Below are 20,480 nucleotides of genomic sequence, written 5' to 3' on the forward strand. Positions count from 1 at the left end.
ACCTGTCCGAGAAACTTGCCGCATGGCTGAGGAACGCTTATGCAGAACCTGCTGATTTGAAAGAGGCCGCCATGACCCATCCTAAGCCCGTTGTTCTTTGTATTCTTGACGGTTGGGGCGAACGCGCCGAGACGGTCGGCAACGCCCCTGCCCTTGCCAAAACCCCCAATATCGACCGGATCTGGGCCGAATGCCCGAAATCAACGCTGATCACCTTCGGCCCCGATGTCGGGCTGCCGACGGGACAGATGGGCAATTCGGAAGTGGGCCACACCAATATCGGTGCGGGCCGCGTGGTGGCGATGGATCTGGGCCAGATCGATCTGGCCATCGAGGACGGGTCGTTTTTCAAGAACGAGGCGCTGCTGGCCTTTACCGAGAAGATGAAGCAATCCGGCGGAACCGCCCATCTGTTCGGGGTGGTGTCGGATGGCGGCGTGCATGGTCATATCGAACATGTTCTGGCGGGATGCCGCGCGCTGGCCGAGGCCGGTGTTCCGGTTGTGCTGCATGCAATCACTGACGGGCGCGATGTGGCCCCCGACAGTGCGGCGCGCTTTATCGACGAACTGATGGACCGTCTGCCGGAAGGGGCGCGTGTGGGCACCGTGATCGGGCGTTATTGGGCAATGGACCGCGACAACCGTTGGGAACGTGTCGGGCGCGCCTATGACGCGATCACCAAAGCCGCAGGGGATGTGTCGCATGCCGAAACGCCTCAGGCAGCCGTCAAGCAAAGCTATGACGCGGGCAAGATGGATGAATTTATCGCACCCACCGTCATCGGCGATTACAAGGGCACGCAATCGGGCGACGGTTTCTTCTGCCTCAACTTCCGCGCTGACCGTGCGCGCGAAATCCTCAAGGCCCTGGCTGACCCCGATTTTGCCGAAGACGGTATCGACACATCTGCCCGCCCCGAATGGGCGGCTCTGCTGGGCATGGTCGAATATTCCGACAGCCATAACGCCTATATGACAACCGCCTACCCCAAAAAGAAAATCGTCAATACGCTGGGCGAATGGGTCTCGAAACAGGGCAAGAGCCAGTTCCACCTTGCCGAAACCGAGAAATACCCGCATGTGACCTTCTTCCTGAATGGTGGCAAGGAAGAGCCGTGGGAGGGCGAGGACCGTTTCATGCCGAAATCGCCGAAAGTGGCGACCTATGATCTGCAGCCCGAAATGTCCGCCCCCGAAGTGACCGATAAATTCGTCGAAGCGATCGAGGCAGGCTACGACCTGATCGTGGTGAATTATGCCAATGGCGATATGGTAGGCCATACCGGATCGCTGGAAGCCGCGATGGCCGCCTGCGAGGAGATCGACCGCGATATCGGCCGCGTGCGCGAGGCGCTGGAAAAGGCGGGAGGCGCGATGGTCATCACCGCCGATCACGGCAACTGTGAAACCATGATCGACCCCGAAACCGGTGGTCCGCATACCGCGCATACCACCAATCTGGTGCCTGTCGCACTGGTGGGCGGGCCGGCTGGTGCCAAGTTGCATACGGGCCGTCTTGCCGATCTGGCCCCGACGCTTCTGGGTCTGATGGGCCTGCCCGTGCCGGAAGAAATGACGGGCCAGAGCCTGATCGATCTCTGATGCGGTTCGGCTTTCGGTTTCTTGGTTCGGCCCTGTTTTATGGCCTGATGTCCGGTGCGGTCTTTGCCGCAGGTAATCCGGCAATGGATAATGCTTTGCAAGCCGCGCAAAATCTGCGCGGTGCCATTGCCGCCATGGATGATGCGAAGACCAAATCCGAACGGATCGAAAGCCTGACTGCCACGATCAACGCCTACGAGCACGGGCTGAGTGCGCTGCGCGACGGATTGCGGCGCCTTGCCATTCGCGAGGCGGAAATCAAACAGAGCTTCGATGGCAAACGTGATGAAATCGGCAGGCTGCTGGGGGTGATGTCGTCCATGCAGCAATCCGACGGCCCGATGCTGCTGATGCATCCTGCGGGTCCGGTCGGCACGGCCCGCTCCGGCATGATCCTCGGATCGGTGACCCCTGCCCTGCAAGCGCAAGCCAAGGAGCTTTCGGTCAAGCTCGACGAGATCAAACAGATGCGCGACATCCAGCAAGGCGCAATCGACGTTCTGGCCAAGGGCATGGAATCTGTCCAGCGCGCGCGCACCCAGCTTGCCGAAGCCATTGCCAAGCGCGAGGCGCTGCCCGGACGTTATCTGGAAACGCCACAGGATCTTCAGCAGCTCGTGCAAAGCGCCGATACGCTGGAAGCCTTTGCCAGCGGCATTCTGGATCTGGACAGCGATATCGGCGCGCCGGTCAATGACTTCCAGTCTGCCAAGGGAAAACTGCCCCTGCCGGTGATCGGCAGTGTGTTACGCAAGTATAACGAGGCCGATGCCGCCGGTATTCGCCGCCCCGGCTGGGTGATCGCCACTGCTCCTTCGGCCTTGGTAACCGCCCCCTGGCCTGCAACTATTCGTTATCTCGGCCCGCTTCTGGACTACGGAAATGTGATGGTGATCGAACCATCGGACGGATATCTTTTGGTTCTGGCAGGGCTGGGAACCGTGTATGGAGAAACGGGTGACGTTGTGCCGCAAGGCGGTGCATTGGGCATGATGGGTGGCAAAGAACCAAGCGCCCGTGAATTCGGTGTCGAATTTGTCGACAGCGCCGTCAAAGGTAGTAGCGCCGACCGAACGGAAACGCTTTATATGGAATTACGCAAGGGCGACGAGCCGATCAATCCTGCTGATTGGTTTGCTCACGGCTCGAAATAATAGGACGGGATTGAGGTTAGGATGAGAAAACTGGTCATGGCGGCTCTGGGCGGAACGGTCGCAGGGATCGTGATGTCGACGCAGATCGCCGCGCCCCTGATGGCGCAGGAAGCGGATGACAATGCCGCGGTCTACGAGCAGCTCGACCTGTTCGGCGACATCTTCGAGCGTATCCGCAAGGATTATGTCGAGGAAACCGACCCCAAGAAGCTGATTGAAGCCGCTGTGAACGGGATGCTCAGCTCGCTCGATCCGCATTCGAGCTATATGCCGCCCGACGATTATCAGGATATGCAGGTCCAGACCCGCGGCAGCTTTGGCGGTCTTGGTATCGAGGTGACGCAGGAAGACGGCTTTGTCAAAGTCGTGTCCCCGATGGATGGGACCCCTGCCGCCGAAGCGGGCCTGAAAACCGGCGATTTCATCACCCATGTGAATGGGGAAAGCCTTCTGGGGCTGACCCTTGATCAGGCGGTCGATCTGATGCGCGGTCCCGTGGGATCCGAAATCACCGTCACCATTGCGCGCAAGGGCGAACAAGACCCCTTCGACGTGACCATGACCCGCGATACGATCAAGATGACCGCTGTGAAAGGCCGTCTGGAAGGATCGACCGTGGTGCTGCGGATTTCGACCTTTAACGACCAGACCTTCCCCAATCTCAAGCAGCAGCTTGAAGAGAAAGTGAAGGAAGCTGGCGGGATGGATAAGGTCTCGGGCTTCGTGCTGGATCTGCGCAACAACCCCGGTGGTCTTCTGACGCAAGCCATTGCAGTGTCGGATGCCTTTATCGACAAGGGCGAGATCGTGTCGACCCGCGGCCGCAACCCCGAAGACAGCGAGCGTTTCAACGCCACGCCGGGCGATCTGGCACAGGGCAAGCCGATTGTGGTCCTGATCAATGGCGGCTCTGCCTCGGCATCCGAAATTGTGACCGGTGCCCTGCAAGACCATCGCCGTGCGATTGTGGTGGGCGAGAAGAGCTTTGGCAAAGGCTCGGTTCAGACCGTTATGCCGATCAAGAATGAAGGCGCGATGCGTCTGACCACCGCGCGCTATTACACGCCCTCGGGCCGGTCGATCCAGTCTTTGGGGATTGCGCCCGATATCGTTGTGGCCCAACCCGCCCCGCAAGCCAATGCGGAAGAGGATGATACGGCCAGCAGCGCAAGCCATATGCGCTCCGAAGCCGATCTGCGTGGCGTTCTCAGCAATGACTCGATGACCGAGGAAGAGAAAAAGCAGGCCGAGGAAGAGATGAAGCGTGCAGCCGATGCGGCAGAACTGCGCAAGCAGGACTACCAGCTGGCCTATGCGATCGATATCCTCAAGGGTCTGAGTGCTATCGCACCGGAGGTTGCCGAGAAGGCGGCCCAAGATGCAACAGAAGCGCCCGCCCCCGCGCCGCAAAAAGCAGAGACGAAAAAGTAACAGGACGGGGCCCTTCGGGGCCCCTTTTCTTTGAAGGACAACGGATATGCAGGATTTCAGCAAGCTCCCCTACCGGCCCTGCGTCGGTATCGTGCTGATCAATCACGACGGCCTGATCTGGGCCGGAAAGCGCATCGATGCCAAGGTCGACGCATGGCAGATGCCGCAAGGCGGTATCGACGAGGGTGAAAAGCCCAAAGAAGCCGGTCTGCGCGAGCTATGGGAGGAAACCGGCCTGACTGCGGATATGGTCGAAAAGCTTGGCAAGACCGAAGACTGGGTGACCTATGATCTTCCCGACGAGCTTTTGGGCAAGGTCTGGGGCGGAAAATATCGTGGCCAGAAACAGAAATGGTTCGCCTTCCGCTTTCTGGCCGAGGATAGCGCGGTCAATATTGCCACCGAACATCCCGAATTCTCGGAATGGGCGTGGAAATCCGCCGACGAGCTGATCACCTCGATCGTGCCGTTCAAGCGCAAGGTCTATGAAACCGTTCTGGCCGAATTCAAAGATCTCGTGAAATAGCTCAAGCAGGCTGCGCGAGAGAGGCCGACACCCTGTCGCGCAGCGCCTCGGCCTCGGCCAGCAGCATCAGGCTGCGTTGGGCCTGTGCAGGATCGGGCTGCGGATAATCCGAACGGAAATGCCCGCCACGGCTTTCGCGGCGCTGATGGGCGGCACAGGCAATCAGTGTCGCGGTGGCCAGCATATTCTGGAAAACGATATTTTCCTCATTTCTCGACATTTCAGAAATAACAGAAATCGTTTTTTCCAGCCCCGCCTTATCCCGAATGACACCGACCCCATCCGTCATCGCCTGACGCAGCTTGGCGATAGTATCCGCGCAAGGCTGACGACCACCGGCGGCAAAATCCAATGTGACTTCGGGCACGTCACAAAGCGCGATTTCCTTGCCGATGTCATCCGCACAGATCCGGCCATAGACAAGCGCCTCCAGAAGCCCGTTCGATGCCAGCCGGTTGGCCCCGTGTAACCCGGTCGAAGACGCTTCACCACAGGCCCAGAGGCCCTTCAGGCTACTCCGGCCCAGCCTGTCGACCCAGATACCGCCCATATGGTAATGCGCCGCCGGAGCCACCGGAATGGGGGTCAAGGCCGGATCGATCCCCGCGGCCAGACAAGCCCGTGCGACAGACGGGAAACGCTCGTGTATCTCGGCACCGAGCACGGCGCGGGTATCCAGAACCGGCTGCCGACCAGCCTGATATTCGCGGTAAACGGCACGGGCCACGATGTCGCGCGGGGCAAGCTCGGCATCAGGATGCTCGTCCAGCATGAAGCGCTGCCCCATGTTATTCAGCAAAACTGCGCCCTCGCCCCGCAAGGCCTCGGTCGCCAGTGGCGCAGGATCCAATCCGACAGCAATCGCCGTGGGATGGAACTGCACGAATTCGGCATCGGCAATCACAGCCCCTGCCCGCGCCGCCATGCCGATCACCTGCCCCCGTATCCGCGCCGGATTGGTCGTAACGGCAAACAACCCGCCCGAACCACCGCCGGCCATCAGGATCGCAGGCGCATGAAGCAGAACGCTTTCCGAGGGCTGGTCCGCGCGCGTCAGAAAGATACCGGTCACACGATCGCCGCTCTGGTGCAGATCAACGGCCATAACGCCTTCAAGGACCTGTATCGAAGGCGTGGCGCGCACGGTGGCAATCAGGCTTTGCATGATCTCGCGCCCGGCCTGATCGCCCTTGACCCGCACCACCCGCGCGGCGGAATGCGCCGCCTCGCGGGACATGACATAGCCGCCACTGGCATCACGGTCGAAAGGCGTTCCGATTTCGGTCAGGCGCAGAATATGTCGGGCCGCCTCGGAGGTGACCATCTGCGCGATTTCAGGCACCACAGTGCCCGCCCCCGCAATTTCGGTGTCGCGCGCATGGGCTTCGAAACTGTCGGTTGCCGCCATAGCTGCCGCAACCCCACCCTGCGCCCAAACCGAAGATGCCCCCTCGCCCAGCTTTTCAGGCGAAATGACAAGAACCGGACGGGGCGCCAGCCGCATTGCCGCGTAAAGTGCCCCAAGCCCCGCGCCAATGATCACAACGCGACTGGTGGCAAGCTCGGTCACTTGGCGACCGCCTTCGAAAGCTCGATCATCCGCTCAACAGCGACCCGCGCCTTACCGGCCACCTCGGGATCGACTTCGACCGCTTCGGAGCCGGTATGCAGCGCCCAAAGGATCTTTTCGAGCGTGATCTTCTTCATATAGGGGCACATATTGCACGGACCGGTAAATTCGATCTCGGGCAAAGCGTCTGATATATTGGATGCCATAGAGCATTCCGTCACCAGCATCGCCTTGGCGGGTTTATTGGTGGTGACATAGTCGATGATCCCGCTGGTCGAACCGGAATAATCGCAGGCATCCACCACATCGGGTGGGCATTCGGGATGCGCAATGATCATGGTGCCCGGGTTCATCGCACGGAAATCATTGATATCTTCCGGCGTATATTGCTCGTGCACGATACAGGAGCCCTCCCACCAGACGATCTTTTTCTGCGGCACCATATTGGCAACGTTCTGCGCCAGATACTGGTCCGGCGTCATGATGATCGTCTCTTCGGGCAAGGCCGCCACAATCTGGGTCGCGTTCGAGGAAGTGCAGCATATATCGGATGCCGCTTTCACCTCGGCGGTGGTATTTACATAAGACACAACCGGCGCGCCCGGATATCTGGCACGCATCTGGGCAATCCCTTCGGCAGTAATGCTTTCGGCCAGCGAACAGCCTGCCTCGACATCAGGGATCAGCACCGTTTTTGCCGGATTGAGGATTTTCGACGTCTCGGCCATGAAATGCACACCGCATTGCACGATAATATCCGCCTCGACCTTGGTCGCTTCGATGGCAAGTTGCAGGCTATCCCCCACAACATCTGCCACGCCATGATAGATTTCCGGCGTCATATAGTTATGTGCCAGAATAACCGCGTTTTTTTCGGCCTTCAGCTTATTGATAGCCGCAATATAAGGGGCGTAACGGACAAAGTCCGGAAACGGAATAACCCGATCCATCTTCGCATGGATATCGGCCATAGAACTGACCAGTTCGACCGAAGGTGTCAGGTCATAGACTTCGGCGAGCGTCGCGCGCATGGCGGTAAAATCAAGCATGGTTTCCTCCCAGCCCCTTCACTTGAGCCGCCCTTTACGCGATTTCCCCCAACAATAGAATGGAAAAATGGATTTCAGACTATGTTTTACCAATTAGTCAGCGTTTCCAGATTGCGTTTTCTCCCAGCTTCTCGACATAAGCGGCATGGGCCGCCGCCTCGATTTCGGTCACGCGGGAGGGCAGAGCCTGAGGACGTGGTGCAGGGCGCCAGATCTCGGAAGGGCCAGCATTTTGGGCATGCTGATCAAGATTAAGACCAAAGCCCGGCTGACGCCCACCAATAAGTTCCAGATAGACTTCGGCCAGAATTTCACTGTCCAGAAGAGCCCCATGCAGCGTCCGCGAGGAGTTATCGATAGAAAACCGCCGACATAGCGCATCAAGCGTGGCCGGAGACCCGGGAAACATCCGCCGCGCCATTGTCAGCGTATCGACCGCGCGGTCATCAGCAATCAACGGCTTTTTCACCCAGCCAAGTTCGGCATTGAGAAACCGCATATCGAATTTGGCGTTATGGATCACCAGCTTGGAATCCGGTCCGATAAAATCCAGAAAATCCTGTGCGATTTCAATGAATTTCGGCTTATCAGCCAGAAACTCATTCCCCAAACCATGCACCTGGAACGCCTCTGTCGGCATGTCCCGCTCGGGGTTGATATACTGGTGGTAGTGATTGCCGGTCGGCATATGGTTGAACAGCTCGACCGCACCGATTTCAACGATACGGTGGCCCTCGTTCGGTTCAAATCCGGTGGTCTCGGTATCGAGAACAATCTCACGCATGAGGCTTCTCCATGATCTGGTCAATCAGACGTCGCACATCCCGAGCCGCAGTTTCAACATCAAGCGTTTCGATGACATAGTCCGCGCGCGCACGTTTTTCCGCATCCGGCATCTGCTTGGACAGAATAAGCTCGAACTCCGCTTCGCTCATTGTTCCACGTGAAAGCACGCGCTGTTTCTGGATCTCGGCAGGGGCACTGACCACCAGAACGGCATCACAGACTTTATCGGCGCCGGTTTCAAACAAAAGCGGAATATCCAGAACAATCAGCGGCTCCTGCAGATGGGATGCCACGAACTCCGTCCGAGATTGCGCGGTCAACGGATGCACGATCGCCTCAAGCTGGACCATCGCCTCGGGTGTGTCTTTCAACAGCGCCTTCAACGCCTTGCGGTCAACCTTCCCATCCTTGACGGCATTCGGAAACTGCGCCGCGATCGGGGCAACGGCAGCGCCGCCCAGATCATAAAGCTGACGCACGACCGCATCCGCATCCCAAACCGGAATGGACGCAGCCGCAAAAAGAGCTGCCGTGGTCGATTTCCCCATTCCGATAGAGCCGGTCAGGCCCAATATGAAAGGACGGGTCATTGCCCCAGAACCTCGATGCGCAGGGCCTCGGTTACCTCGGGACTTTGACCGAACCAGCGCTCAAACCCCGGACGTCCCTGATGCAACAGCATGCCCAGCCCGTCCACAATCCGGCATCCCTGCGCCTGTGCCTTTTGCAGGAAAGCCGTAAGCAGCGGAATATAGACGATATCTGTTGCCAATGCGGTTTCCGGTAACAGATCCAGCGAGATGTCGAATGGCGGTTGGCCCTCCATTCCCAAAGACGTGGTATTGACCGCTGTTGCCACCCCGTCAAAAATGGCTGCGGCCTCCTCCCAGTCATACACCCTGACCTTCGGACCGAAGCTTTCGGCCAGCGCCTCGGCACGCGCCTTGGTGCGGTTGCACAGCCGGATTTCAGGCACACCAGCTTCCAACAGGGAAACAATAATGGCCCGCGCAGCCCCACCAGCCCCTAGAACAGCGGCAGGACCCGCCGATGGTTCCCAATCGGGAGCGCTTTGCCGTAAATTCGCGATAAAACCATAACCATCCGTATTATCGGCAAAAATACTGCCATCTTCCGCCAGAACCAGCGTATTGGCAGACCCGATCAGCTTAGCACGGTCGCTGACCTCATCTGCCAGCGCCAGAGCCGCCTCCTTATGGGGAATGGTAATATTCACCCCGACAAATCCGGCCTTATGCAAGCCGCGCAAAACCGCTTCCAGATCCGCAGGCGCGACATCCATCGGCACATAATAACCTGACAAGCCATAGCTGCGCAGCCAGAACCCGTGCAATGCCGGAGAACGCGAATGCGACACGGGATGACCGATCACACCGGCCAGCGGAATTTTCTTATGGCTCATGTTGTCAGCTCCCCACGCGCACGCAACCAGTTCAGAAACTCCATTAACGGCAGTCCCAATACGTGGAAATAATCGCCTTCCACCTTGGAAAACAAGCGCACACCCTCTTCTTCAAGCTTGTAGCATCCGACAGCCTGCTGGATAGACTCCCAGTTACGCGTGACATACTCCTCGATAAACCCTTCCGAGAGATCATGCATCGTCAGGCGCACAACGCCGACATGCCGCCAGAGCGGTTCATTGTCACGTATGATCACAGCCGCCGACAAAAGCTTATGCGTCTTGCCCGAAAGAGCGCGTAACTGTGCAATCGCCGCTTCCTGGGTGTCCGGCTTGGAAAAGATCCGCCCCTCCAGATCAAGCACCTGATCCGCCCCCAGAACCATGACGCCAGCGACGCTGCGCGAGAGCTTCTTGGCTTTCATCTCGGCCAGAAAATCAGCGACATCACGCGGCGATGCACCTTCTGCCTGCATCGAGGCACGGATCATCTCTTCATCGATACGGGCGGGTTTTGCCACGATTTCCAGCCCCGCATTGCGCAGCAATTGGGCCCGAATTTCGGACTGGGACGCCAGCAGGATGGGGATAGTCATGTGGATAAGCCTCTCGGTAACCGTATGTATAAAACAGGGGATAACCCCGACAGGCGATTTCCTCCACAGTTATCGGCAGGTTTCACGCAGCTTCGAAGATATTTTTCCACCTGTGAGAAGAGTCTTCCTCAGTCTGTGAGCGACTCATATAGGTTAACTTTTCCCACCAGTTTATCCACAAGCCGAATCGGACTTTGCAAACTTTGCAAACATTTGAAAACATGATTTTTTCTTGTTAAATCGTGCAGGTTATCGACTCTGTGGGCAAATAGTTTATCCACTGTGGATAAATCGGGGAATAACGGTGAATCCACAGTATCCACAGGGCCTATAATCATCTTCTATTCTTTCTTAATTATATTTTTATTTTTAGAGAGAGATTGGCGCCTAACACCGGAGACCAAGCCATGCTGACAGCCGTGCAAGATTTTCTCGCGATCTATTATCCGTGGATCAAAGCCTTCCACGTGATGTCGGTGCTGGCGTGGATGGCAGGGCTGTTCTATTTGCCGCGGCTCTTCGTGTATCACGTGGAAGGGCTCAAGAAGCAGGGGGTCACAGCGGGTTCGGAAATGGATCTTCTGTTCCAGCATCAGGAGCGTCTGCTTTTGAAAGCGATCATGAACCCTGCGATGATCTCGGCATGGAGCTTCGGTCTGTGTCTGGTTCTGATCCCTGGCGTTGTTGACTGGACGATGGCGTGGTCGTGGGTCAAAGCGGCTTCGGTGATCGGGATGACGTGGTTTCATCACTGGCTTGGATTGCGCCGGAAAGATTTTGTGAATGGCCGCAATACCCGTAGCGGCAAAACCTATCGGATGATGAACGAGCTCCCCACGCTTTTCATGGTTCTGATTGTCATCGCCGTGATCGTGAAATTCTAGGCAATCGTTGACTCGCGGGCGATTTTGATCTAGCGCAGGACAAAACCCCGACCGTCCTGGCCGGGAGTCGTTCCAATTACATCGAGATTTCGTTTCGGCTGGCCCGAAAGCGAGGGGAATTCATGACCGAAGAGCGTCCGCATCCCGAAGACGAGCGTCTGAATCTGGCTGACCTGAAGGCGAAAAGCCCCAAGGCATTGCTGGCTATGGCCGAAGAGTGGGAAATCGAGAACGCCTCGACCATGCGCAAGGGCGAAATGATGTTCGCACTGCTGAAAGCGCATGCCGAAGAAGACATCACCATTGGCGGGGACGGGGTTCTGGAAGTGTTGCAGGACGGTTTCGGCTTCCTGCGCTCGACCGAGGCCAACTATCTGCCGGGTCCGGACGATATCTATGTCTCGCCCGACATGATCCGCCAGCATGCGTTGCGCACTGGCGACACCGTCGAGGGCATCATCCGCTCTCCGGGTGAAAACGAACGCTATTTCGTGCTGACCAAAGTCGAGAAAATTAACTTTGAAGAGCCCGAAAAGGCGCGTCACAAGGTTGCTTTTGATAACCTGACGCCGCTTTATCCCGACGAGCGCCTGAAAATGGAGATCGAGGACCCGACGATCAAGGATCGCTCGGCACGGATCATCGATCTGGTTGCTCCGATCGGGAAGGGGCAGCGGTCGCTGATCGTGGCACCGCCGCGGACCGGTAAAACGGTTCTGCTGCAGAATATCGCCACCTCGATCGAGAAAAATCACCCCGAGTGCTATCTGATCGTGCTTCTGATCGACGAACGTCCGGAAGAGGTGACCGATATGCAGCGTTCGGTGAAGGGGGAGGTTGTTTCCTCGACCTTCGACGAACCGGCAACGCGCCACGTGGCCGTGTCCGAGATGGTGATGGAAAAAGCCAAGCGTCTGGTTGAACACAAGCGCGATGTGGTGATCCTGCTCGACTCGATCACCCGTCTGGGGCGCGCGTTCAACACCGTGGTGCCGAGCTCGGGCAAGGTTCTGACCGGTGGTGTGGATGCCAACGCGCTTCAACGCCCGAAACGCTTCTTCGGGGCGGCACGGAACATCGAAGAGGGCGGGTCGCTGACGATCATCGCGACCGCGCTGATCGATACCGGTTCGCGTATGGATGAGGTCATCTTTGAGGAATTCAAAGGGACGGGGAACTCGGAGATCGTGCTGGACCGCAAGGTGGCCGACAAGCGCGTCTTCCCGGCGATGGATATCCTTAAATCCGGTACGCGGAAAGAGGATCTGCTGGTTGAACAGAAGGATCTGCAGAAGACCTATCTGTTGCGCCGCATCCTCAACCCGATGGGCACGACCGATGCGATCGAGTTCCTGATCTCGAAGCTCAAACAGACCAAAACGAATTCGGAATTCTTCGACTCCATGAACGGTTAATCCGTTCCCGAAAGGGATATGATGGATACGATCTTTGCACTGGCCACTGCCCGCGGAAAAGCGGGGGTGGCCGTTATTCGTATTTCCGGGCCGAAAGCCTGGGAAGCTGCCTCGCGTCTTTGCGGGACGTTGCCGCCTGCGCGACAGACCGCGCTGCGTGTGTTGCGGCTGGAGGGTGAGGCGCTGGACGAGGCAGTGGTGCTGCCCTTTGCCAAGGGGCATAGTTTTACCGGCGAAGAGGTCGTAGAGTTTCATATCCACGGAGCCGTGGCGACAGTAAGTGCGGTCTTGCGGGCCTTGGGCACGAATCCCGACCTGCGAATGGCGGAAGCGGGCGAATTCACCCGCCGCGCGATGGAGAATGAGCGCTTGGATCTTTCTCAGGTCGAAGGTCTGGCTGATCTCATCGAGGCGGAAACAGAATCCCAAAGAAAGCAGGCTCTTAAAGTTCTGTCTGGCTCTGTCGGGAAGGTCGTGGACGGCTGGCGCGAGCGGTTGGTCAGAGCTGCGGCGCTGTTGGAAGTGACCATCGACTTCGCCGATGAAGATGTACCGGTCGATGTGACGCCTGAAGTCCTTGCTGAAATTGATGCGGTTCAAAGCAGTTTGAGCGAGGAAATCCGGCGTTTTGGTGCGGCCGAGCGTATTCGCGATGGTTTCGAGGTGGCGATTGTTGGCCGTCCTAATGCTGGAAAATCAACACTTCTCAATGCGTTAGCGGGAAGAGAGGCCGCAATTACTTCCGAGATTGCCGGCACGACAAGGGATGTGATCGAAGTTCGCATGGATCTGGCGGGATTGGCGGTTACATTACTGGATACCGCTGGATTGCGCGAAACCACAGATGTTGTCGAAGCGATTGGGGTAGATCGCGCGATCAGTCGAGCCAAAGAAGCCGATCTGCGGGTTTTCTTGCTGGATGGGGAAGAGTTACCTCTCCTAGAGCCACATGCGGGAGATCTGATCGCTTATGGAAAAGCCGATATTGTAAGCGGGGAAGGGCTTCGCGTGTCAGGAAAAACCGGCACGGGAATAGACCAGCTTGTTGCCGAGATTACCCGGCGCCTTCTTGCTCAAGCCGAGGGGGCAGGGATCATGACGCGGGAACGACATCGTGATGCACTTATTAACGCAAACCGGGCTTTGGATTCGGCGCGAAATGAGGTAATGAGCAGTTTCGACCGTCCTGAACTTTCTGCGGTTTATCTGCGGGAGGCCGCTCGGTCTTTGGAATCTTTGTTGGGCAGGGTGGATGTCGAGAATCTCTTGGATGAGATATTCTTGAGTTTTTGCATCGGGAAATAGGAGTGTTTCACGTGAAACATTTTGACGTTATTGTTGTCGGCGGCGGACATGCCGGAACCGAAGCAGCCCATGCAGCCGCTCGCATGGGAGCAAAGACTGCGTTGGTCACACTTCGCCGTGAGGCGATAGGCGTTATGTCGTGCAATCCGGCGATAGGGGGGCTTGGTAAGGGGCACCTTGTTCGCGAGATTGACGCGATGGACGGTGTTATGGGTGTTGCAGCCGATAGGGCAGGGATCCAGTTCCGTCTTCTTAACCGGCGCAAAGGGCCCGCGGTTCAGGGACCAAGAGCTCAAGCGGACCGAAAGCTTTATCGTCAGGCGATGGCTGATCTTACAGCTCAACAGGCCAATCTTGAGGTCGTTGAAGGAGAAGCCGTTGATCTTGTGATTAAAAATGGTCGCATTGCCGGTGTGATGCTTGCAGATGGCGCAGAAATAGAATGTCAGTCGGTCGTCTTGACGACTGGCACGTTTTTGCACGGTGTTATCCACATCGGTGATAAAAGCTATCCTGGTGGACGCATGGGAGATCGCCCGTCCGTTCCACTTGCCGATAGGCTGAAAGCCCTGGACCTCCCTCTTGGGCGCCTTAAAACAGGGACGCCACCAAGGTTGAACGGTAAGACCATTGATTGGTCAATTCTTGAAAGTCAACCCGGTGATGATGATCCGGCCATGTTCAGCTTTCTGAATAAGAAGCCGCTGGTGCGGCAGATCTCTTGCGGAATCACGCATACCAACGAAGTGACGCATCAGATTATTCGCGAAAATCTGTCCCGTTCGGCAATGTATGGGGGACATATTGAAGGGGTAGGGCCGCGGTATTGCCCTTCAATCGAAGACAAGATTGTTCGATTTGCGGATAAGACATCGCATCAGGTCTTTTTGGAGCCAGAGGGACTTGATGATGATACCGTATATCCTAACGGTATTTCGACGTCTCTTCCCGAAGACGTTCAACATGAATATGTGCGTTCGATGCGGGGGCTTGAGAATGTAGAGATCCTCCAACCCGGATATGCGATCGAATATGATTACGTCGATCCGCGCAGCTTAAATTCCTCTTTGGAAATGCGCGCGCAACCCGGATTGTATCTGGCGGGGCAAATTAATGGCACGACCGGATATGAAGAGGCTGCTGCGCAAGGCCTGGTTGCCGGTCTGAATGCCGCGGCTGCTGCGCTAGGGCGGGAGCAGGTCCAGTTTTCGCGCACGCAGAGCTATATCGGTGTGATGGTTGATGATCTTATCACCCGCGGAGTAACGGAACCTTACCGCATGTTTACATCGCGAGCGGAGTTCCGGCTTTCCCTTAGGGCAGATAACGCCGATCAACGTTTGACCCCACTCGCATTGGAAATCGGCTGCGTATCCGATGTTCGGACCGCCACATATCTGGCAAAACAAGAAGCGATGGACGCAGGGCGCGCGCTTATGGAAGCCTGTGTTCTGACGCCGAAAGAGGCGATCTCTCATGGGTTCAAGGTTAATCAAGATGGACAGCGTCGGTCTGCATTTTCCTTCCTGTCTTTCCCCGACATAACTTTTGACGATATGGCGCGGGTGTTCCCTGAACTTCAGGATATCGGTCCCGAAATTTCCGATCAGTTGGCGAAAGACGCGCTTTACGCAAATTATCTTATCCGTCAGGAGCGAGATATTGCAGCAATGCAGCGCGATGAAGCTTGGAAAATTCCTGAGGATTTTGACTATTCGGGTTTGTCTGGTCTTTCGAACGAACTCCGGCTCAAACTCGGCAAGGCACAACCTAGCACTCTTGGACAGGCGGGGCGTGTCGATGGTGTGACACCAGCTGCGTTGGCGTTGATTCTGGCGAAACTGCGCCAGTCGCGGAAACAGAAGTCAGCGTGAGGCGCAGCTATGGAGCCTAATTTCCTCATTGATGTTTCACGTGAAACAATCGAGCGTTTCGAAATTTATGAAGCGCTGGTCAAAAAGTGGAATCCTGCGATCAATCTTGTGGCGAAATCGACGATATCGCAGTTTCAGAAACGGCATCTGGCAGATTCTATTCAAATTTATGACCCGACGCTATCATGGAAGCGCTGGGTCGATTTGGGATCTGGCGGCGGTCTACCGGGGATAGTTGTGGCCATTTTGGCGGCCCAACATAATCCAGAAGCTCAGGTGCATCTTGTTGAGAGTGATCAGCGCAAATGTGCGTTTCTTATGACTTGCATTCGCGAGTTGTCTATTTCAGCGCAGGTTCACAGCCAGAGAATTCTGGATATCCCTTCGTTACAAGCCGATGTTATTTCAGCGCGGGCCTTGGCTGCCCTTGACATGCTTCTTGAGTTCTCAACCTACCACCAGCGTGAAAATGCTGTTTTCCTTTTCCCGAAAGGGGCGAATTGGAAAAGTGAAGTGCTCGAGGCGCAAAAGTCATGGACCTTCAAATATGAAGCTTCTAGAAGCAACACAGATCCAGATGCAACAATACTAAAAATCTCAGGAGCAGAGCGTGTCTGACCGTTCCTTGATAAAGGCGCCGCGTATTATTGCGGTGACCAACCAGAAGGGTGGCGTGGGAAAAACCACTACGGCGATCAACCTTGCCAGCGCACTGATCGAGCAGGGCTGCCGTGTTCTTGTGGTTGATCTTGATCCGCAGGGAAACGCATCGACCGGGCTTGGGTTGGAACTCGAAGATCGTGATTACAGCACCTATGATCTGCTGACGGGGGAGGCAGACGTTGGTGATATTGTTGTCAAAACGCAATGGGACGGCCTGTGGCTCAGTCCTGCAACAACCGATCTGGCCTCTGCCGATATGGAACTCCATGACGCCGACCAGCGCAGCTTCCTGCTTCAGAAGGCACTACGTTCCGAAGACATCAATGATCTTGAACTGGACTATATCCTGATTGATTGCCCGCCGTCCCTAAGTCTTCTGACGGTTAATGCGATGGTGGCAGCAGATTCCGTACTTGTGCCGCTTCAGGCCGAATTTTTCGCACTTGAGGGTCTATCGCAGCTGATGCTGAGCGTTCGAGAGGTGCGGCAGGGCGCGAATCCGAATTTGCGCATCGAGGGGGTCGTTCTCACCATGTATGATGTCCGTAACAACCTCTCGCAGCTGGTCGAAGCCGATGCACGGGCGACTTTGGGCGAAATCGTCTTCAAAACGATGATTCCGCGCAATGTCCGGATCTCTGAAGCGCCGTCTTATGCGCAATCCGTTTTGCATTATGATAGCGGGTCACGCGGGGCGAAAGCCTATCGTGCTCTTGCAAAAGAATTATTGGAGCGCCACGAAGGCGCAAATCGCAGGGGGGCACATGAGCAAGAAGCCTGAACGCCGGGGGTTGGGGCGCGGATTGAGTGCCCTGATGGCTGATGTAAATATTGAACCGAACCAGGATAATACGGTGCCGCGTCGTCCCGAAAGTTTCATCCCGATCGAGAAGATCGAACCCAATCCCGAACAGCCGCGCCGTCATTTCGACGAGCAGGCGCTTCAGGAGCTGGCGGATTCTATTCGTGAGAAGGGTGTCATTCAGCCGCTCATCGTCAGGGCGCATCCTTCTAAAAGCGATATGTACGAGATCGTTGCGGGGGAACGCCGCTGGCGGGCGTCGCAACTGGCGCAGTTGCACGAGCTTCCGGTCATTATTCGGGATTTCAACGACACCGAAGTTCTTGAAGTCGCCATTATCGAGAACATTCAGCGTGCAGACCTCAATCCTCTGGAAGAGGCGCTGAGCTATCGCCAGTTGATGGATCGTTTCGGTCATACGCAGGAAAAGGTGGCCGAGGCTCTTTCGAAAAGCCGCAGCCATATTGCGAACCTTTTGCGCCTTCTCAATCTGCCCGACGAAGTTCAGGAATATTTGCGCGATGGTCGTCTGACAGCCGGTCATGCGCGCGCAATGATTACCGCCGACGATCCGATCGGTTTGGCAAAAGAAGCGGTGTCAAAAGGTCTTTCGGTTCGCGAAGTCGAGCGTAAGGCCAAGTCTCCGACAGCCGAGAAAAAGCCGAAGAACCGCCCTGTGATTGAAAAGGATGCGGATACTCGCGCGCTGGAAGCCGATCTTTCCGCGACAATCGGCATGAAGGTCGAGATCAATCATAGAGGCGAAGAGGGCGGGACGGTTGTTCTCAGCTATAAAGATCTCGAGCAGCTTGATGCAATCTGTCAGATGCTGACAAAACTTTAATCCGGCATCAGTTCACGGATAACCGCATTGAGAACCGCGCGACCTTCACGGGTGGCGCGGATTTTCGTTTGATCCGTCTCTAACATGCCGATATCGACAAGATAGGCGATGCGATCCTGTGGCAGTTGTGCGCCGCTTAGTGCTTCGTAGCGTGTCACATCCAGACCCTCCTGAAGCCGCATGCCGAACAGCAGGAATTCCACCACTTCCTCACTGCGCGGCAGAGCCTCGCGGGAAAGCTCGCCAGACCCCGTTTTGCGGACCTGATCTATCCATGCACCGGGTTGTTTGAGGGTGTCCGTCGCATGGCGGATCCCATCATGGGTCAAACGACCATGTGCGCCTGGACCGATACCGGCATAGTCACCATAGCGCCAGTAAATCAGGTTATGCCGGCTTTCAGAGCCTTCTTTCGCATGGTTAGACACTTCATAGGCCGGAAAACCGGCCGATTCCGCTATATCTTGTGTCAGCAGATACATATCCGCAGCACTGTCATCATCGGGTAATCCCTTCAGAAGTCCGCGCTCTGCCCGTGCGCCGAAAACAGTGCCTTCCTCAACTGTCAGTTGATAAAGCGAAAGGTGGTCAATCGCCATCGACAGCGCCTCAGATAGTTCTTTGCGCCAGTCGGACAGGGTCTGGTCCTGCCGTGCATAGATCAGATCGAAGCTCACGCGATCAAAGACGGAACGCGCGATATCAAAGGCTTTGCGGCCTTCCGCAACCGAATGCATCCGCCCCAGTTTACGCAGATCGGCATCGTTCATGGCCTGCATGCCCATCGACACACGGTTAACGCCCGCTTCGGAATAGGCTCTGAAGCGACCCGCTTCGATGCTCGTGGGGTTCGCCTCCAGCGTGATCTCGAGATCATTCGACATGCGCCAGCTTTTGCGCACGCGGGTCAGAATGGCGTCAACCACATCCGGATCCATCAGCGACGGCGTGCCGCCACCGAAAAACACCGTGTTCAGCACACGGCCCCCGGTTTCACCTGCGAGACGGTCGATTTCCGATAGATAGGCCTCGGCCCAGACTTTCTGGTCGATAGAGGCCGTGACATGGGAATTGAAATCGCAATAGGGACATTTTGCGGCGCAGAATGGCCAATGGATATAAAGTCCGAACCCTCCGGCGCGCCAATCTTCAATAGCAGTCGTCATGGGCGCACTCCGGTGGTGGGTGCCACGTGTTTCACGTGGCACAACAGGTCAGGCAGGCTCGAAAGCCTCGGTCAGTTTCTTGAAGGCGGCCGCGCGATGCGACAACTGGTTTTTGCGCTCGTGGCTCATCTCGGCGAAGGTATGGCTCGAGCCTTGCGGCTGGAACATCGGGTCATAGCCATGCCCCTGTTCGCCGCGCATAGGCCAGACAAGATGACCCTCGCAGATGCCTTCGAAGACCTCGTCATGCCCGTCCGGCCATGCCAGAACGAGGGTCGAGCAGAACCGGGCCGTGCGTGGCCGGTCAGCGCCGGATTTTTCGCACTCGGCCCATGTCTTTTCCATCGCCATCTTGAAATCGCGGCCATTGGGGGTCTCTGCCCAATCGGCGGTATAGACACCGGGCGCCCCGCCCAGACAATCCACCTCGATGCCGCTATCGTCCGACAGCGCGGGCAGGCCGGTGGCTTTGGCGGCGGCATGGGCCTTGATCCGTGCATTGCCGACAAAGGTGGTTTCCGTCTCGTCCGGCACGGGAAGATCCAGTTCGGCGGCGCCTACGCATTCGATGCCATAGGGTTTCAGAAGTTCCGATATTTCTTCCAGCTTGCCGGCGTTATGGGTCGCGACAAGCAGTTTTTTCTCTGTGAATTTTCTCATCCAATAGCGTCCTTCTGTGCGGCAACCAGTTCTGCAATCCCGCTTTCAGCAAGATCCATCAGCTGGTTCATCTGATCGCGGGTATAGGTAGAGCCTTCTGCCGACATTTGTACCTCGATCAGCTTACCCTTGCCGGTCATGATGAAATTGCCGTCCACACCGGCCTCGCTATCCTCGGCATAATCGAGGTCGCAGACATTCTGGCCCGCATAGATCCCGCAGGAGACAGCCGCCACATGGTCGATCAGCGGATCGGAGGTGATGATCCCCTTGGCCAGCAGTTTGTTGGTGGCAAGACGCAGCGCCACCCAGCCACCGGTGATCGAGGCGCAGCGTGTGCCGCCATCGGCCTGAATGACATCGCAGTCAATCACGATCTGCCGCTCGCCAAGGGCGCTCCGGTCAAGCCCTGCACGCAAGGCCCGACCGATCAGGCGCTGGATCTCGACGGTGCGGCCACCCTGTTTGCCAGCGGCGGCCTCGCGGCGGGTGCGCGAATGAGTGGCGCGGGGTAGCATGCCATATTCCGCCGTTACCCAGCCAAGACCGGTATTTTTCAGGAACGACGGCGCGCGGTCTTCGATGGTTGCGGTGCACAGCACGTGGGTGTCGCCCACCTTGATCAGGCAGGACCCTTCGGCATGTTTGGTAACACCGGTCTCGATAGTGACCTTGCGCATTTCGTTGAGGTTCCGTCCTGAGGGCCGCATATCCGCTCCTTTGGTGTA

General features: G+C 56.8%; 20 protein-coding genes. 11 read left to right on the forward strand and 9 right to left on the reverse strand.

The features are described 5' to 3' along the window. Positions 1–71: 71 nt before the first annotated feature. From gpmI to WDB86_RS09950, 4 genes are read left to right on the forward strand one after another with little or no spacing between them, the layout of a single operon-like run. Entirely contained in the window at positions 72–1,604 is a 1,533-nt protein-coding gene (gene gpmI, locus WDB86_RS09935) for a 2,3-bisphosphoglycerate-independent phosphoglycerate mutase (protein WP_406721516.1), read from the forward strand. Further along, complete coding sequence (locus tag WDB86_RS09940) at positions 1,604–2,758, forward strand: murein hydrolase activator EnvC family protein (protein ID WP_406735816.1); 1,155 nt, start codon at positions 1,604–1,606, stop codon at positions 2,756–2,758. Before gpmI ends, WDB86_RS09940 begins: the two co-directional genes overlap by 1 nt. A 21-nt stretch (positions 2,759–2,779) precedes the next feature. Further along, a complete protein-coding gene (locus WDB86_RS09945; protein WP_339108619.1) occupies positions 2,780–4,189 on the forward strand; it encodes a S41 family peptidase in 1,410 nt (469 codons plus the stop codon). 46 nt (positions 4,190–4,235) lie between these two features. Then, positions 4,236–4,715 carry an RNA pyrophosphohydrolase gene (locus WDB86_RS09950; RefSeq protein WP_339108618.1) on the forward strand — a complete coding sequence of 160 codons (480 nt, stop codon included), beginning with the start codon at positions 4,236–4,238 and terminating at the stop codon, positions 4,713–4,715. Position 4,716: 1 nt separating this feature from the next. Here the strand turns inward: WDB86_RS09950 and WDB86_RS09955 are convergent, their stop codons facing one another. The 6 genes from WDB86_RS09955 to WDB86_RS09980 all read right to left on the reverse strand — a co-directional run bounded on the left by WDB86_RS09955 (position 4,717) and on the right by WDB86_RS09980 (position 10,139). Continuing rightward, positions 4,717–6,285 (reverse strand): L-aspartate oxidase, encoded by a 1,569-nt coding sequence (locus WDB86_RS09955; protein WP_406735817.1) that lies wholly within the window; start codon positions 6,283–6,285, stop codon positions 4,717–4,719. Beyond that, a complete protein-coding gene (nadA, locus tag WDB86_RS09960; protein WP_406735818.1) occupies positions 6,282–7,334 on the reverse strand; it encodes a quinolinate synthase NadA in 1,053 nt (350 codons plus the stop codon). Before nadA ends, WDB86_RS09955 begins: the two co-directional genes overlap by 4 nt. Positions 7,335–7,431: 97 nt before the next feature. Beyond that, a complete protein-coding gene (dnaQ, locus tag WDB86_RS09965; protein WP_339108615.1) occupies positions 7,432–8,118 on the reverse strand; it encodes a DNA polymerase III subunit epsilon in 687 nt (228 codons plus the stop codon). Then, a complete protein-coding gene (gene coaE, locus WDB86_RS09970; RefSeq protein WP_339108614.1) occupies positions 8,111–8,710 on the reverse strand; it encodes a dephospho-CoA kinase in 600 nt (199 codons plus the stop codon). The genes dnaQ and coaE overlap by 8 nt, the downstream gene beginning before the upstream one ends. Continuing rightward, a complete protein-coding gene (locus tag WDB86_RS09975; RefSeq protein WP_339108613.1) occupies positions 8,707–9,543 on the reverse strand; it encodes a shikimate dehydrogenase in 837 nt (278 codons plus the stop codon). Before WDB86_RS09975 ends, coaE begins: the two co-directional genes overlap by 4 nt. After that, positions 9,540–10,139, reverse strand: a complete 600-nt coding sequence (locus tag WDB86_RS09980) for a Maf family nucleotide pyrophosphatase (protein WP_406735819.1) — start codon at positions 10,137–10,139, stop codon at positions 9,540–9,542. Before WDB86_RS09980 ends, WDB86_RS09975 begins: the two co-directional genes overlap by 4 nt. A 407-nt stretch (positions 10,140–10,546) precedes the next feature. Between WDB86_RS09980 and WDB86_RS09985 the strand changes: the two genes are divergently transcribed. The 7 genes from WDB86_RS09985 to WDB86_RS10015 all read left to right on the forward strand — a co-directional run bounded on the left by WDB86_RS09985 (position 10,547) and on the right by WDB86_RS10015 (position 17,926). Further along, positions 10,547–11,023, forward strand: a complete 477-nt coding sequence (locus WDB86_RS09985; RefSeq protein ID WP_339108611.1) for a CopD family protein — start codon at positions 10,547–10,549, stop codon at positions 11,021–11,023. A 122-nt stretch (positions 11,024–11,145) separates the two neighbouring features. Continuing rightward, positions 11,146–12,438 carry a transcription termination factor Rho gene (gene rho, locus WDB86_RS09990; RefSeq protein ID WP_339108610.1) on the forward strand — a complete coding sequence of 431 codons (1,293 nt, stop codon included), beginning with the start codon at positions 11,146–11,148 and terminating at the stop codon, positions 12,436–12,438. Between the two features lie 21 nt (positions 12,439–12,459). Beyond that, positions 12,460–13,743, forward strand: a complete 1,284-nt coding sequence (gene mnmE, locus WDB86_RS09995; RefSeq protein WP_406737037.1) for a tRNA uridine-5-carboxymethylaminomethyl(34) synthesis GTPase MnmE — start codon at positions 12,460–12,462, stop codon at positions 13,741–13,743. 11 nt (positions 13,744–13,754) lie between these two features. Next, positions 13,755–15,617, forward strand: coding sequence for a tRNA uridine-5-carboxymethylaminomethyl(34) synthesis enzyme MnmG (gene mnmG / locus WDB86_RS10000; RefSeq protein ID WP_406735820.1), 1,863 nt, complete (start codon positions 13,755–13,757; stop codon positions 15,615–15,617). Between the two features lie 9 nt (positions 15,618–15,626). After that, positions 15,627–16,235, forward strand: coding sequence for a 16S rRNA (guanine(527)-N(7))-methyltransferase RsmG (rsmG, locus tag WDB86_RS10005; protein ID WP_406735821.1), 609 nt, complete (start codon positions 15,627–15,629; stop codon positions 16,233–16,235). After that, on the forward strand, positions 16,228–17,061 hold the full coding sequence (locus WDB86_RS10010; RefSeq protein WP_339108607.1) for an AAA family ATPase: 834 nt from the start codon (positions 16,228–16,230) through the stop codon (positions 17,059–17,061). The genes rsmG and WDB86_RS10010 overlap by 8 nt, the downstream gene beginning before the upstream one ends. Beyond that, positions 17,045–17,926 (forward strand): ParB/RepB/Spo0J family partition protein, encoded by an 882-nt coding sequence (locus WDB86_RS10015; protein ID WP_406721508.1) that lies wholly within the window; start codon positions 17,045–17,047, stop codon positions 17,924–17,926. Before WDB86_RS10010 ends, WDB86_RS10015 begins: the two co-directional genes overlap by 17 nt. Here the strand turns inward: WDB86_RS10015 and hemW are convergent. The 3 genes from hemW to rph are packed head-to-tail and all read right to left on the reverse strand — an operon-like array spanning position 17,923 to position 20,462. Beyond that, positions 17,923–19,092, reverse strand: a complete 1,170-nt coding sequence (gene hemW / locus WDB86_RS10020) for a radical SAM family heme chaperone HemW (RefSeq protein WP_406735822.1) — start codon at positions 19,090–19,092, stop codon at positions 17,923–17,925. The genes WDB86_RS10015 and hemW overlap by 4 nt on opposite strands. A gap of 48 nt (positions 19,093–19,140) precedes the next feature. Next, complete coding sequence (rdgB, locus tag WDB86_RS10025; RefSeq protein ID WP_339108604.1) at positions 19,141–19,752, reverse strand: RdgB/HAM1 family non-canonical purine NTP pyrophosphatase; 612 nt, start codon at positions 19,750–19,752, stop codon at positions 19,141–19,143. Continuing rightward, the gene (gene rph, locus WDB86_RS10030; protein ID WP_339108603.1) at positions 19,749–20,462 is read right to left on the reverse strand and encodes a ribonuclease PH; all 714 of its coding nucleotides are present in this window, start codon (positions 20,460–20,462) and stop codon (positions 19,749–19,751) included. The genes rdgB and rph overlap by 4 nt, the downstream gene beginning before the upstream one ends. Between the last annotated feature and the right edge of the window lie 18 nt (positions 20,463–20,480).

Origin of the sequence: Thioclava sp. GXIMD4215 (assembly GCF_045291555.1) — a bacterium.
In the GTDB taxonomy this organism is placed as follows: domain Bacteria; phylum Pseudomonadota; class Alphaproteobacteria; order Rhodobacterales; family Rhodobacteraceae; genus Thioclava; species Thioclava litoralis.

What these genes read in the sequence shown, in the direction of transcription:
- gpmI (WP_406721516.1), top strand. Translation starts at nt 72, where the DNA reads ATGACCCATCCTAAGCCCGTTGTTCTTTGTATTCTTGACGGTTGGGGC.
- WDB86_RS09940 (WP_406735816.1), top strand. Translation starts at nt 1,604, where the DNA reads ATGCGGTTCGGCTTTCGGTTTCTTGGTTCGGCCCTGTTTTATGGCCTG.
- WDB86_RS09945 (WP_339108619.1), top strand. Translation starts at nt 2,780, where the DNA reads ATGAGAAAACTGGTCATGGCGGCTCTGGGCGGAACGGTCGCAGGGATC.
- WDB86_RS09950 (WP_339108618.1), top strand. Translation starts at nt 4,236, where the DNA reads ATGCAGGATTTCAGCAAGCTCCCCTACCGGCCCTGCGTCGGTATCGTG.
- nadA (WP_406735818.1), bottom strand. Translation starts at nt 7,334, where the DNA reads ATGCTTGATTTTACCGCCATGCGCGCGACGCTCGCCGAAGTCTATGAC.
- dnaQ (WP_339108615.1), bottom strand. Translation starts at nt 8,118, where the DNA reads ATGCGTGAGATTGTTCTCGATACCGAGACCACCGGATTTGAACCGAAC.
- coaE (WP_339108614.1), bottom strand. Translation starts at nt 8,710, where the DNA reads ATGACCCGTCCTTTCATATTGGGCCTGACCGGCTCTATCGGAATGGGG.
- WDB86_RS09975 (WP_339108613.1), bottom strand. Translation starts at nt 9,543, where the DNA reads ATGAGCCATAAGAAAATTCCGCTGGCCGGTGTGATCGGTCATCCCGTG.
- WDB86_RS09980 (WP_406735819.1), bottom strand. Translation starts at nt 10,139, where the DNA reads ATGACTATCCCCATCCTGCTGGCGTCCCAGTCCGAAATTCGGGCCCAA.
- WDB86_RS09985 (WP_339108611.1), top strand. Translation starts at nt 10,547, where the DNA reads ATGCTGACAGCCGTGCAAGATTTTCTCGCGATCTATTATCCGTGGATC.
- rho (WP_339108610.1), top strand. Translation starts at nt 11,146, where the DNA reads ATGACCGAAGAGCGTCCGCATCCCGAAGACGAGCGTCTGAATCTGGCT.
- mnmE (WP_406737037.1), top strand. Translation starts at nt 12,460, where the DNA reads ATGGATACGATCTTTGCACTGGCCACTGCCCGCGGAAAAGCGGGGGTG.
- rsmG (WP_406735821.1), top strand. Translation starts at nt 15,627, where the DNA reads ATGGAGCCTAATTTCCTCATTGATGTTTCACGTGAAACAATCGAGCGT.
- WDB86_RS10015 (WP_406721508.1), top strand. Translation starts at nt 17,045, where the DNA reads ATGAGCAAGAAGCCTGAACGCCGGGGGTTGGGGCGCGGATTGAGTGCC.
- hemW (WP_406735822.1), bottom strand. Translation starts at nt 19,092, where the DNA reads ATGACGACTGCTATTGAAGATTGGCGCGCCGGAGGGTTCGGACTTTAT.
- rdgB (WP_339108604.1), bottom strand. Translation starts at nt 19,752, where the DNA reads ATGAGAAAATTCACAGAGAAAAAACTGCTTGTCGCGACCCATAACGCC.
- rph (WP_339108603.1), bottom strand. Translation starts at nt 20,462, where the DNA reads ATGCGGCCCTCAGGACGGAACCTCAACGAAATGCGCAAGGTCACTATC.